Below are 12,302 nucleotides of genomic sequence, written 5' to 3'. Positions count from 1 at the left end.
AGCTACTCTCCCTATTTTTGTAATAGTATTAGGGTTACATTTTGACGCAGACACCTCACACAACAGGCGTTCAAATTGCCGCTATTGGCGCATTAGTTCTCAGTTTTGATGCTATGCTCATCAGGCTTACTGAAGCCACATCTTGGGATGTTGTTTTTTGGCGTGGCTGGTTAATCTGTTTAGCCTTCAGTGCACTAATGCTGTTCAACCGGCAAAAAAGCCATTTGCCTGACAGCCGAAAAAACTGGATTGCTGCCGCTATTATTGCCGTACTATACGGCGTTAATACCGTACTTTTTGTTTACTCCATAGGACACACAAGCACGGCCAACACGGTTGTTATTCTTGCTAGCTCGCCGCTTTTTGCCGCTATTTTCTCTCGAATGTTCCTCTATGAGCCGATTAAGCTTCGCGTATTGTTCGCTATAGTCCTCGCCTTTACTGGGGTTGTCACTATCTTTGCGGGTTCTTTTAACGGAAACCACTGGCAAGGCGATATTGCAGCACTATGCTTAGCTATCTCGATGGGAGCAGTACTCACACTACTGAGACACTTTTCTAAGCTGCCGTTATTACCCATCATTGCTGTGTCCGGTATTGTCGCGGGCCTCTTAGCCATTCCACACGCATCACCATTGTCGTTGCCTATACAAAGCTATTTATGGTTATCCATTATGGGGCTGGTTCAAATGCCTCTCGCTACATGGCTATTAATGCGCGCACCACGTTATATCCCCTCTGCGGAAGTTAGCTTATTTCTATTAATTGAAACGATTCTGGGGCCTGTTTGGGTCTGGCTTGCCGTTGGAGAAGAAACCCCTGAACGTACCTTCATAGGTGGAGCCATCATTTTAACGGCTATTTTTTCTAACTCATTAGCCGCACTTTATGAGTTAAAGAAAAGACGAAACTCCTTGCCCAAATAAACATATCACTTCAAATTTTTCTAAGATCGATACGCTGCCACTCAAAAAAAGCGTAATATCTAAAAGAAAACTCTCTGCGAATAGGCTCGCCTATTCGCACATGGAGGTTTCTATGTCAGGCCAACAACCCACCTTGTGGCAAATGATTTTAAGCGTAATTGCCGCCATGTTTGGCGTTCAATCAGAGCAAAACAGAGAACGAGATTTTACCAGCGGAAGCTTATGGCCTTATGTTCTACTCGGTATTATTTCTCTGATCGTATTTATAGTAGCAGTTATGCTACTCACCCAGTGGGCTTTATCTCTCGCTGGCGCTTAATAGATTTTAGTAACATTTTCACGATTTTAATCCACATTTAAAAGCACATTTACAACATATAAAAAATTAAACATTTATTATATTGACTTATATCAATATTCCACTGCTATACTTAGTCTCATAAACGGACGGATAATAACAAAAGATGGGATGGAACTCGGGTCATCAAACCTGATTGAAACCCGTCACTACAGACGTTGCAGAAGTTACAGCGCTAAGGCTGAGACTATGTAAATTTTACCGCCTAAACGTTGTTTTACAGCGCCCCTAGTGGACAGATTTCGAACAGGACGATACCCGATAAGGGGGAGCCTGTGATGAAAGTGACCAGACTTATAACGTTACTTATATCAATGAGTAGCGTTTCACATGCCCGCGCGGAGTGGGCACTCAATATGCCTCGTGGCGTGACTGAAATCAGTCAGTCTGTCTTCGACTTGCACATGATTATTTTCTGGATCTGTGTCGCCATCGGCGTCGTCGTATTTGGCGTAATGTTCTGGTCAATATTCCACCATCGCCAATCCCGGGGCGCAAAAGCTCACCACTTTCATGAAAATACTTTCGTTGAAATTATATGGACACTCGTCCCCTTTGCCATTCTCATCGCCATGGCAATTCCTGCGACAGCAACCCTAGTCAAAATGTACGACCCCTCTGATGCAGATATCGATATTCAGGTTACCGGCTACCAGTGGAAGTGGCGTTACCAATACCTTGGCGAAGATATCGACTTTTTCTCGAATACGACAACACCACTTGAACAAATCAACAACGAGGAAGAGAAAGGAGAAAACTACCTTCTTGAAGTTGATAATCCTCTGGTTATTCCTGCCGGGAAAAAAGTACGTTTTTTAATAACCTCCGTTGATGTTATTCATAGTTGGTGGGTACCTGATTTTGCCGTCAAAAAAGATGCGATCCCCGGTTTTATAAATGAATCTTGGACTAATGTCCCCGAACCTGGCATCTATCGCGGCCAGTGCACTGAACTGTGCGGTAAAAATCATGGCTTTATGCCCGTAGTCGTGGATGTTCGCCCTCAAGCAGAATATGAGCTTTGGGTAGCACAACAAAAAAATATCAAAGCACAAGAGATCGCATCAGCGAAACAAAGTATCAGCATGGAAGAGCTGATGACTAAAGGTGAGGCCGTCTATCAAACAAGCTGCGCGGCTTGTCACCAAGCTAACGGTGAAGGTATTCCTAATGTTTTCCCAGGCCTAAAAAATAGCCCTATAGCCACCGGCGATATCAATCAACACATCGACATTGTACTAAACGGAAAAACGGGGTCCGCTATGCAGGCGTTCCGCGAGCAGCTAAGTGCCGTTGATCTAGCTGCGGTCATAACCTATGAGCGAAATGCATGGGGCAACAATATGGGCGATAAGGTAGAGCCTGTCGCCATCGATAAACTTAAAGTAGCGGCGAAGCAATAGGAGGCTGATGATGAATACCATGACAAAGGTTGAACATACAGAGCATCACGGCCCAGCAGCAGGAATAAGTCGCTGGTTTTATACTACCAACCATAAAGATATAGGCACCCTCTATTTATGGTTCAGTTTTGCTATGTTTCTGACCGGTGGCTGTATGGCACTGATGATTCGAGCAGAGCTCTTCCAACCCGGCTTACAGTTGATACAACCCGACTTTTTTAACCAAATGACCACCATGCATGGGCTAATCATGGTATTTGGTGCTGTTATGCCCGCCTTTGTTGGCTTAGCTAATTGGATGCTACCTATGATGGTTGGGGCTCCCGATATGGCGTTGCCTCGCATGAACAACTGGAGTTTTTGGATCTTACCATTTGCGTTTGCCATGATGCTCAGCACACTCTTTATGGACGGTGGTGCTCCTAACTTTGGCTGGACATTTTATGCTCCACTTTCCACAACTTACGCCCCTCCAAGCGTTACCTACTTTATTTTCGCCGTCCATATGATGGGAATTAGCTCCATTATGGGTGCGATCAATATCATCGCGACCATTTTAAATATGCGTGCCCCTGGCATGACAATGATGAAGCTTCCATTATTTGTATGGACATGGCTAATCACTGCTTTTTTACTGATCGCTGTTATGCCTGTATTGGCAGGTGTAGTTACCATGATGTTGATGGATATTCATTTTGGCACCAGCTTTTTCAATGCGGCCGGTGGTGGTGACCCCGTGCTATTCCAGCACGTATTCTGGTTCTTTGGGCACCCCGAAGTTTACATCATGATCCTACCGGCCTTTGGGATTGTAAGTGAGATTATCCCCACCTTTGCTCGCAAGCGGCTATTTGGTTATAGCTCCATGGTTTATGCCACATCATCTATCGCATTTCTTTCCTTTATCGTGTGGGCTCATCATATGTTCACGGTCGGCCTGCCATTAATGGGAGAGCTATTCTTTATGTACGCCACTATGCTCATTGCCGTTCCGACGGGTGTTAAAGTTTTTAACTGGGTTGCCACCATGTTCAGGGGTTCTATGACCTTTGAAACACCCATGCTATTTGCTGTCGCGTTTGTGGTGCTTTTCACTATCGGTGGATTTTCTGGATTAATGCTGGCAATTGCTCCCGCCGATTTCCAATATCATGACACCTACTTTGTCGTTGCACATTTTCATTACGTTTTAGTTCCCGGGGCAGTATTTGCCATTATGGCGGGTGTGTATTACTGGTTACCTAAGTGGACTGGGCATTACTACCCCGAGACTATGGGTAAAGTGCATTTCTGGTGTAGCTTTGTCGGTGTAAACCTGACGTTTTTCCCTATGCACTTTATCGGCTTAGCTGGCATGCCACGTCGTATACCTGATTACGCATTGCAGTTTGCTGACTTCAATATGGTCGCTTCTATCGGTGCTTTCATTTTTGGTTTTTCACAACTTATTTTTCTTGTTTTAATCATCAAAACCATCCGAGGTGGCAGCCCTGCCACACCTGAAGTGTGGGATGAACCAGAGGGATTAGAATGGACCATTCCTTCACCAGCGCCTTATCACACTTTCACAACACCACCTGAAGTGAAGTAGGTGTTCTCATGAAGCCTATAAACTCAACTCAACAAAAAAACAGATCAATCGTACGCACATTGCTATTTAGCTGCGTTCTGATGTTTGGTTTTGGCTTTGCATTGGTGCCACTTTATGATGTTTTTTGTCGCATCACTGGACTGAACGGCAAAGTAACGAGTACCGGCCCTGTGGCACCTGCAGGTAGTGATAAAAGCAGGATTGTCCGCGTACAAATGATCGCGGTTAATAATGAGTCAATGCCGTGGGCTTTTCGCGCGCTGTCCCCTGTTGTGAAGGTATACCCGGGTGAAAGTAAACATGCCGCTTATTTAGCACATAACCCCACAACACAAAGGATGGTAGCCCAGGCAATTCCTTCGGTATCTCCTTCAGAAGCGGCGCAGTACCTGCATAAAGTGAATTGCTTTTGTTTTGATAGACAACCATTGAACAGCTTAGAAACAAAAGAGATGCCACTGGTATTTGTCATCGACCCAAAGCTTCCCGACCACATAAGCACTGTCACTTTATCCTACACGCTCTTTGATATCACCACGACACAAATAGCTGCAAACAACATCCCGTCTAACCCATCTCTACCTAATAGTACAGGGAGGCACACATTATGAGCCATGAGACTTATTATGTTCCCGCGCAAAGTCGCTGGCCGATTCTGGCCTCAATTGCCCTATTCTTGTTGGCTTATGGTGCTGGCACCTTGATTAATGGGCTGAAAACGCAAACAGGAGATACGGGCTTACTTTTGCTTTTAGCAGGTGCTTTCATGATGAGCTTAATACTCATCGGCTGGTTTAGACATGTCATTAATGAAAGTATCGACGGAAAATTCAGCCCTCAGGCAGACCTGTCTTTTCGATGGGGCATGAGCTGGTTTATCTTTTCTGAAATCATGTTCTTTGTCGCCTTTTTCGGTGCCCTTTTTTATGTACGCACACTTGCTGTTCCATGGTTAGGAGGGGAAGGCGAGAAAGGCGTCAGCAATATGCTGTGGCAGGGGTTTGAAGCACAATGGCCATTACTCACCACGCCTGATATGGAGCAGTTCCCAGGGGCTAGCGCAGTTATCGACCCTTGGCACTTGCCTCTCCTTAATACCGCTATTCTTATCTCATCTAGCTTCACTATTACACTGGCACATCATGCTTTAAAAGCACAACGCCGCTCAGCGCTTATCCTCTGGCATGGCGTAACGATTATTTTAGGAATAATTTTTCTATTCTTCCAAGCCACCGAATATATAGAAGCCTATCAAGAGCTTGGACTCACTCTACACTCAGGCATTTACGGCGCCACCTTCTTTATATTGACCGGTTTTCATGGACTACATGTCACGTTAGGCACACTCATGTTGATTATCATTTGGTTGCGAGTGCTCAAAGGCCACTTCACACCGGATAGTCACTTTGGATACGAAGCAGTCGCCTGGTACTGGCACTTTGTTGATGTGGTTTGGGTAGGTTTGTTTCTGTTTGTTTATGTATTTTAATAATCTGAATAACTAAATTCACATTAAAGCCAAGGAGCATGAGAAACCAATTGGCCACTAAAAAATCCGTATAGAAGCAGTACGAACAACAACACGCAAAACAGTACACGTAGGTACAAGGAATAGACAATACGACGGGAAGAACCTCGATCCCGAATAAGGAAGAACAGGCCGCCAAATAAACTAACAACGGCCCCAATAAATAGTAGCAGAAGTAGGAACTTAATCATGAGTGACCTCCAATGCAGATACATTAACAGTAAAAACCGGCAGAGAAATCTATTCAAGTGGATTCTCACTCTGCAGGCGGTGTTTATCTGCTCGTTACTCATTTTTTTAGGCAACTGGCAACTACAGCGAGCTGCTGAGAAAGAACAGCTTTTGCTGCAGTTTTCCTACGGGGAAACCAAGCAAGCCAACAACACCAACATTCGTTTATTTGATAAAGTTGAGCTCAGCGGCATGCTCAATAAACATTACTTCCTACTAGATAATCGCACCTGGCAGGGGCAAGTAGGCTATGAGGTCATCGTAGCCTTAATGGCCAATAACCAAAAAGCCCAGCTCATCAGCTTAGGCTGGTTAGCAGCAGGGGACGATAGACGCACGCTTCCGGCTTTATCTCTTCCCAATGCCATACCTAGCATCATCGCTTATGCTGACAAACCTTCAGCGCCTTTATTGCTTGGCGAAGACCACTGGACCCAAGGATGGCCCAAACGAATTCAGCACCTTGATCTGAATAAAATATCAGTTGCCCTCAATACGCCTGTTTCTGACTGGTTATACCGTCCGACAAAGCAGGTAATACCCGAACTTACACTTACTTGGGAGCCTGTTGTATTACCTCCACAACGCCATACTGGTTATGCCGTTCAATGGTATGGATTAGCAGCTGCCTGGTTAATTTGTAGTGCTGTTCTGGCTAAAAAGACGCTCACTAACAAGGAGAATATGGCATGAATCGTCTTAGTTTCTGGCTCATTTGGCTATTTGGTGCAGGCCCTATGTTATTAGCTGTTTTCCTTTACTTTAGTGGATTCTCTCCCTCAAATAGCAGCCAACGAGGTGAATTGCTACCTCCCGGTGTGACATTAAGCGACTGGGCGCTGATAGACCCTACAGGCAAAAAACACGACGCTAATGGTCAATGGCAACTACTCCTTATCAGCACAGCACCCTGCACTGACCGTTGTGCCTATTGGCAACAACAGCTCCCACAGGTGAACCAAGCTCTAGGTAAAGATAGGGACAGAGTTATCTGGGCATTGGTGGCTGGAAACACACAACAAAACCAAGTAAGCAATGAGCCATTAACCCAACAGAAAAGTGCCATTTGGTTAGCAGACCCCAATGGCAACTTAGTATTGCAATACTCATTAGAACAAACACCCAAAGATCTATTAAAAGACTTAAAACGCTTATTAAAAGTCTCACGTATCGGCTAAAAAATAGGAATATAGATGATGCAACGTAATTTATCGATTCTAGTCAACTCAGCCCTACTACTTGCCCTAGTGGTAGTATTGCTTGGCGGCTGGACGCGCATAAATTACGCAGGGTTAGGTTGTCCTGACTGGCCGGGCTGTTATGGATCACTAATACTACCCAGCGAGCCCATACAGCTGCAGCAACTACAAAGCGCTTTTCCAAACCAACCCATTGATACCTATAAGGGCTGGTTGGAAATGACTCATCGTTATGCAGCAGGAACTCTGGGCTTGCTCATACTCGGCATCGCACTCTTAAATTATAAAAACCGTAATACCGAATTATCTCTAGGTTATTTACCCCTAGCATTACTCGTTTTAGTCACTATACAAGCACTGTTCGGCATGTGGACAGTTACTCTGAAACTTTTACCTCCCATTGTGACGCTGCATTTACTGGGAGGACTTCTCACCTTAACGTTGCTCTTCATACTACAAGCCAAACTGCGAAGAATTAGAGCTGCTGTATGCTCCACAGTTTCTAAAAAAACTGATCCTAGCCATTCATTGCGAGTATTTTCAATCACACGCTTTAAAATTTTAATCGGTGTCATTCTTCTTTTTATCCAACTAGCACTCGGTGGTTGGACCAGTGCTAACTACGCTGGCTGGGCATGCTCTGACTGGATCCTTTGTAACCATAATGCAGACACTACACTGGATTTTGTACGTGGCTTTGAGCTTTCAACTGACATTGAAGCAAATTATGAAGGCGGCTTGCTATCACTAGAAGCACGTGCTGCCATTCAAATGACACATCGCGGTATGGCGTTACTGCTAATAGCTTATCTTCTATGGCTTAGCTGGAACCTACACAAACTTTCAGGTGTATTTAAACGCCCCGTTCAACTGGTATTGCTATTGACGATAACACAAGCAGGTTTAGGCATTGCCAACGTCATCTGGGCTGTACCACTACCACTAGCAACAGCACATCATGCAGGAGCCGTAGGCTTATTACTTGCCATGTTGTGGCTTTACCAACGTAGCACCCGATTCTCATCAAGTGGAGTTACTTATGCAGCACTCTAACGTAGAGCAGGTTAACCATATTACTCAGTCTCCCAGCAGTGAAGCAACTTCACATTGGCGTGACTACTTAGGCCTTTGTAAACTAAAAGTAGTCGCTGTAATGCTGTTAACAGCGGTGGTTGGCATGTGCTTAGCCGTCCCAGAACTACCCGCTTTTAGTACGCTATTCTGGGGTCTTATTGGTATAGGTTTAGCCTCATGCTCTGCAGCTGCGGTTAATCACGTGGTGGATAGTCGTATCGACGAAAAAATGACAAGGACACGCCACCGCCCCCTCCCTCAAGGAAAGGTCACCCACCAGCAAGCCCTGTTGTTTGCTGCTTTTATTGGGGTAGTAGGGATAGCGTCACTCGTCATATTTGTAAATGCGCTTACTGCATGGCTAACGCTGGCGTCACTTATCGGGTATGCCGTCATTTATTCAATGTGGTTAAAACGTGCTACGCCGCAAAACATTGTGATTGGGGGTGTAGCTGGTGCTGCCCCTCCTCTGCTTGGCTGGGTTGCTGTGACAGGAGTACTCGAGCCCAATAGCCTATTATTGATGCTTATTATCTTTGCTTGGACACCTCCTCATTTTTGGGCTTTATGTATTGCACGCAAAGCAGATTATCAAAAAGCAGGCATTCCCATGCTTCCCGTCACCCATGGCGAAGCCTTTACTAAGTTACAAATTATTCTCTATACCCTCTTGATGGTCGCTACCACTGCCTTCCCTTATCTTACAAAAATGAGTGGAGAGCTTTATTTAATAGGCGTAGTCGCACTGAATATTAGGTTTATGCAATGGGCTTGGTGGGTGTACAACAGCGACGACAAAAAAGTCGCTATGGGCATGTTCAAATACAGCATCACTTACATCATGCTGTTATTCGTTATATTACTTATTGATCATTACTATGCATTTTTTTCATGATAATAACGGGCACAAAATAGAATTTTAAGGATCAAAAATTCCTGAAGTAGTAATAAAGGAAACTGCAATTGAGAAAACGCAACTGATAGGCGTATCACCCGGGCGGGCGATAACGCCAAAGGGAGAATACACATGTTTATTCAACATATGATGGGCATTCTATACCACCCAAAAACTGAGTGGGGAATGATTAAAAACGAACACTATTCTGCAACGCATGTATTCATGGCGCAAATCAGCATATTAGCTGCTATACCAGCGATATCATTATTTATTGGTACAACACAGATAGGCTGGAGCATAGCAGGGGGTGAGTTTGTTAAATTACAAACCTCCAGCGCGATGATGGCCGCAGTCGCCTTCTACTTTGCCATGTGGGTTGCAGTTGGCCTCATTGCCTATGGAGTACGCTGGATGGAAAAAACTTATGGTGGAGAAGCCTCTTATGAGGATTGCTTACTATTAACTACCTTTACTGCAACACCTATGTTTCTATCTGGTCTTGCAGGACTTTACCCTATGCTATGGTTAAACGTCATGGTGGTATTAGCAGCGCTTACCTATAGTATTTACCTCCTCTATACTGGCGTTCCTATCATTATGCAGATATCTGAAGACCGTGCATTTTTGTTTGCATCTTCAGTTCTGACTGTTGGCTTATGTGTACTGGTAGGTTTAATGGTTACTACTGTCATCCTCTGGAGCACCGTAATACCGCTTAGCTACATTTCGGGATAACTGTATTTTTTAGATAAGCTAAAAACAAAAAAGCCCCGGATACTTAATAAGTACCAGGGCTTTTTTAACTCACATTTTTAATTCACATGCGCTTAGCTATGAGTGAATTTAGCATCAGTGTAGATACGAAAAGCAGCTTCCCAAACAGGACCTACTTTTCCATTACCTACTGGCTTACCATCAATCTGAGTAATTGGAGCGATCTCTTTAGAAGAGCTACTGATCCAAACTTCATCAGCGCTGTATACTTCATCCATAGTCACATTACGCTCTTCAACCTTGATTGAGCCATCAGCAACCAAGCTATCAATGATAATCCGACGCGTAATACCCGGCAGAATCTGATTGTCTTGGATAGGCGTAATCACTACACCGTCTTTGACGATGTAAGCATTGACAGAACTGCCTTCAGTTAATTCATTATTAGCATTATACAACAAGCACTCACTATTACCTGATGCATGGCCTTGTTGAAAATGCATAACATTACCCAACAACGCTGTAGATTTGATATGACATCTCTTCCAGCGAAGATCTTCTGAAGTCGTTACCGTGTAGGCATGTACCTTTTCACGATCAACTGGTTCAGGATCTTTAATAGCGAATGTAAAACAAAAGATGGTTGGTTCTACATTTTCAGGGTATGCATGAAAACGCTTAACATCTGTGCCGCGTGATACATGTACATACACGCCCAAGTTGTTAGTAGCGCCTTCGTTACGAGCAATCAGATCGTCCAGTAGAACTTTCCATTCATCAGCAGATTTTTTGCATTTGATTTCAACAGACGCTAAGCCATCAATCATACGCTCAATATGAGGAACCAAACCAACAGACTTGCCATTGTAATATGGGATTACTTCATAGATACCATCACCAAACAAGAATCCGCGATCTAGCGGTGAAATGCGTGCCTCTTCTAACGGAAGATATTCACCGTTTAAGTATGCGATGCTCATATGTAGTTACCTCTTATTGTACTTACTATGGGTACTTGCGGACGAACGAAAGGCAGTTCCAATATGAGAGTTGCCAAGTCTGCAGAGTATTTGTTGAAGACGTTCTTGAAAGCAAGACTGCTTCACTGATTAATAAAATTGAAGACGGTTTATATTACGAAAAGTGGATTCTTTGCAAGCACCCAACCAATTAAACAAAAAACACCTAAAAACAATAAAAAACAGACTTTAAGCCTAAAAAAAGATTTATGAACAGAGAATAAACCCGCTCATCAACTCACTCCAAAGTCGTAATACTCTCATTATCATTAGAGAATATTCTCCATCCTAACAAGAATATCCTAGTAAGTGAAAGAGAGCTGAATTGAAAACCTTGACAAACATTCCATAAGCCTCAGCACTATTAAACCGCTTGTTGTAGCAATATACTCTACAGCACTCATCTTCTTGCAGTGTTTAAAAACTCTATGCGCCTACGCAACCTTTCTACATTTATTAAAGTAGCTCGTCTTGGAAGTTTTCATGCCGCTTCACAGCAGCTGCATGCCAGCCAGCCCGCTATTTCCGCACGCATCATTGCACTGGAAGAAGAGCTAGGTGTCCAGCTGTTTATTCGTGATAAAAGCGGCACAAAAATTACGGCATGGGGGAGCCAGCTTTTACCTTATGCAGAAAAACTTATCGCTATTAGCCAAGAGATGAAAGCTCAAGTCAGCCACGATAAACCACAAAAAGGCACATTACGCATTGGTATTGCTGATACGCTAGCGCACTTGTGGTTATCAGCATTACTAAAACATTGGCAAGAATTACACCCTCTGATCTCATTCGAACTGACCAGTGACGTGACCCCTACGCTGATTCGCCAGTTACAAAATCATCAGATTGATTTCGCATTGATGGTTGCCGAACAAAGCATCCCGCCCAACCTAGTCATCGACCCACTTTGTAGTTATCCACAATGCTGGGTCGCCACACCCGAAAGCCCTCTCACTGATAAAGAAAGTTGTACGACGCAAGCTCTAGCAACATCGCCAATATTGAGTTTTCCCCGAGACAGCCGCCCTTGGCATTACTTACAAGAGTTGTTTAACACATTAGATGAGCAACCCGTCATCCACACCTGTAGCTCCGTTGCTAATATGCTCAACCTTATCCGCCAAGGTGTAGGTATCGCTCTGCTGCCAAGACCTTTAGTGGAGCAATCAATACAAAACAAAGAGCTTATCGCATTAAGTACCGAAACAGATCCACCAGAATTAGCTTTTTGCTACAGCTGGCGACTAGATGATGACCGCACATTACCCAGCTTACTAGCAGATAGCAGCCGGGCTATTATGCAGTTCCCAGCGCAAGCGAGAAACCTTAGCGCGGGGAAATAAGCAGAGCTATAACAAACA

General features: G+C 44.2%; 14 protein-coding genes. 12 read left to right on the top strand and 2 right to left on the bottom strand.

What is annotated here, in order from left to right:
- Window positions 1-41: 41 nt before the first annotated feature.
- From NEJAP_RS01660 to NEJAP_RS01635, 6 genes are all read left to right on the top strand, one after another.
- Entirely contained in the window at window positions 42-926 is an 885-nt protein-coding gene (locus NEJAP_RS01660) for a DMT family transporter (RefSeq protein ID WP_236591027.1), read from the top strand.
- A 112-nt stretch (window positions 927-1,038) separates the two neighbouring features.
- A complete protein-coding gene (locus NEJAP_RS01655; protein ID WP_201349001.1) occupies window positions 1,039-1,245 on the top strand; it encodes a DUF2970 domain-containing protein in 207 nt (68 codons plus the stop codon).
- Window positions 1,246-1,562: 317 nt separating this feature from the next.
- The gene (coxB, locus tag NEJAP_RS01650; protein ID WP_201349000.1) at window positions 1,563-2,687 is read left to right on the top strand and encodes a cytochrome c oxidase subunit II; all 1,125 of its coding nucleotides are present in this window, start codon (window positions 1,563-1,565) and stop codon (window positions 2,685-2,687) included.
- A gap of 10 nt (window positions 2,688-2,697) precedes the next feature.
- Window positions 2,698-4,278, top strand: coding sequence for a cytochrome c oxidase subunit I (gene ctaD, locus NEJAP_RS01645; protein ID WP_028467865.1), 1,581 nt, complete (start codon window positions 2,698-2,700; stop codon window positions 4,276-4,278).
- A gap of 8 nt (window positions 4,279-4,286) precedes the next feature.
- Window positions 4,287-4,889, top strand: coding sequence for a cytochrome c oxidase assembly protein (locus NEJAP_RS01640; RefSeq protein WP_201348998.1), 603 nt, complete (start codon window positions 4,287-4,289; stop codon window positions 4,887-4,889).
- On the top strand, window positions 4,886-5,767 hold the full coding sequence (locus NEJAP_RS01635) for a cytochrome c oxidase subunit 3 (RefSeq protein WP_236591026.1): 882 nt from the start codon (window positions 4,886-4,888) through the stop codon (window positions 5,765-5,767). Before NEJAP_RS01640 ends, NEJAP_RS01635 begins: the two co-directional genes overlap by 4 nt.
- Window positions 5,768-5,790: 23 nt before the next feature.
- On the opposite strand, the gene NEJAP_RS01630 is transcribed toward NEJAP_RS01635, so the two are convergent.
- Window positions 5,791-5,997, bottom strand: coding sequence for a DUF2909 family protein (locus NEJAP_RS01630; RefSeq protein WP_236591025.1), 207 nt, complete (start codon window positions 5,995-5,997; stop codon window positions 5,791-5,793).
- Here NEJAP_RS01630 and NEJAP_RS01625 point away from each other — a divergent pair.
- The 5 genes from NEJAP_RS01625 to NEJAP_RS01605 all read left to right on the top strand — a co-directional run bounded on the left by NEJAP_RS01625 (window position 5,996) and on the right by NEJAP_RS01605 (window position 9,943).
- The gene (locus NEJAP_RS01625; protein ID WP_201348996.1) at window positions 5,996-6,730 is read left to right on the top strand and encodes an SURF1 family protein; all 735 of its coding nucleotides are present in this window, start codon (window positions 5,996-5,998) and stop codon (window positions 6,728-6,730) included. The genes NEJAP_RS01630 and NEJAP_RS01625 overlap by 2 nt on opposite strands.
- Window positions 6,727-7,215: a hypothetical protein gene (locus tag NEJAP_RS01620; RefSeq protein ID WP_201348995.1), complete on the top strand. Its 489-nt coding sequence runs from the start codon at window positions 6,727-6,729 to the stop codon at window positions 7,213-7,215. The genes NEJAP_RS01625 and NEJAP_RS01620 overlap by 4 nt, the downstream gene beginning before the upstream one ends.
- A 15-nt stretch (window positions 7,216-7,230) precedes the next feature.
- Window positions 7,231-8,289, top strand: a complete 1,059-nt coding sequence (locus tag NEJAP_RS01615) for a COX15/CtaA family protein (RefSeq protein ID WP_236591024.1) — start codon at window positions 7,231-7,233, stop codon at window positions 8,287-8,289.
- A complete protein-coding gene (gene cyoE, locus NEJAP_RS01610; RefSeq protein WP_201348994.1) occupies window positions 8,276-9,205 on the top strand; it encodes a heme o synthase in 930 nt (309 codons plus the stop codon). Before NEJAP_RS01615 ends, cyoE begins: the two co-directional genes overlap by 14 nt.
- A gap of 132 nt (window positions 9,206-9,337) precedes the next feature.
- Complete coding sequence (locus NEJAP_RS01605; protein WP_201348993.1) at window positions 9,338-9,943, top strand: Yip1 family protein; 606 nt, start codon at window positions 9,338-9,340, stop codon at window positions 9,941-9,943.
- A 92-nt stretch (window positions 9,944-10,035) separates the two neighbouring features.
- Here NEJAP_RS01605 and NEJAP_RS01600 read toward each other — a convergent pair whose 3' ends face one another.
- On the bottom strand, window positions 10,036-10,902 hold the full coding sequence (locus NEJAP_RS01600; RefSeq protein ID WP_201348992.1) for an aminotransferase class IV: 867 nt from the start codon (window positions 10,900-10,902) through the stop codon (window positions 10,036-10,038).
- Between the two features lie 467 nt (window positions 10,903-11,369).
- Between NEJAP_RS01600 and NEJAP_RS01595 the strand changes: the two genes are divergently transcribed.
- A complete protein-coding gene (locus NEJAP_RS01595) occupies window positions 11,370-12,284 on the top strand; it encodes a LysR family transcriptional regulator (protein WP_201348991.1) in 915 nt (304 codons plus the stop codon).
- The last annotated feature ends 18 nt before the right edge of the window (window positions 12,285-12,302 follow it).

Origin of the sequence: Neptunomonas japonica JAMM 1380, assembly GCF_016592555.1 — a bacterium.
Taxonomy (GTDB): domain Bacteria; phylum Pseudomonadota; class Gammaproteobacteria; order Pseudomonadales; family Balneatricaceae; genus Neptunomonas; species Neptunomonas japonica_A.
This window is presented reverse-complemented; position numbering and strand designations above follow the sequence as displayed.

What these genes read in the sequence shown, in the direction of transcription:
- NEJAP_RS01655 (WP_201349001.1), top strand. Translation starts at nt 1,039, where the DNA reads ATGTCAGGCCAACAACCCACCTTGTGGCAAATGATTTTAAGCGTAATT.
- coxB (WP_201349000.1), top strand. Translation starts at nt 1,563, where the DNA reads ATGAAAGTGACCAGACTTATAACGTTACTTATATCAATGAGTAGCGTT.
- ctaD (WP_028467865.1), top strand. Translation starts at nt 2,698, where the DNA reads ATGAATACCATGACAAAGGTTGAACATACAGAGCATCACGGCCCAGCA.
- NEJAP_RS01640 (WP_201348998.1), top strand. Translation starts at nt 4,287, where the DNA reads ATGAAGCCTATAAACTCAACTCAACAAAAAAACAGATCAATCGTACGC.
- NEJAP_RS01635 (WP_236591026.1), top strand. Translation starts at nt 4,886, where the DNA reads ATGAGCCATGAGACTTATTATGTTCCCGCGCAAAGTCGCTGGCCGATT.
- NEJAP_RS01625 (WP_201348996.1), top strand. Translation starts at nt 5,996, where the DNA reads ATGAGTGACCTCCAATGCAGATACATTAACAGTAAAAACCGGCAGAGA.
- NEJAP_RS01630 (WP_236591025.1), bottom strand. Translation starts at nt 5,997, where the DNA reads ATGATTAAGTTCCTACTTCTGCTACTATTTATTGGGGCCGTTGTTAGT.
- NEJAP_RS01620 (WP_201348995.1), top strand. Translation starts at nt 6,727, where the DNA reads ATGAATCGTCTTAGTTTCTGGCTCATTTGGCTATTTGGTGCAGGCCCT.
- NEJAP_RS01615 (WP_236591024.1), top strand. Translation starts at nt 7,231, where the DNA reads ATGATGCAACGTAATTTATCGATTCTAGTCAACTCAGCCCTACTACTT.
- cyoE (WP_201348994.1), top strand. Translation starts at nt 8,276, where the DNA reads ATGCAGCACTCTAACGTAGAGCAGGTTAACCATATTACTCAGTCTCCC.
- NEJAP_RS01605 (WP_201348993.1), top strand. Translation starts at nt 9,338, where the DNA reads ATGTTTATTCAACATATGATGGGCATTCTATACCACCCAAAAACTGAG.
- NEJAP_RS01600 (WP_201348992.1), bottom strand. Translation starts at nt 10,902, where the DNA reads ATGAGCATCGCATACTTAAACGGTGAATATCTTCCGTTAGAAGAGGCA.
- NEJAP_RS01595 (WP_201348991.1), top strand. Translation starts at nt 11,370, where the DNA reads ATGCGCCTACGCAACCTTTCTACATTTATTAAAGTAGCTCGTCTTGGA.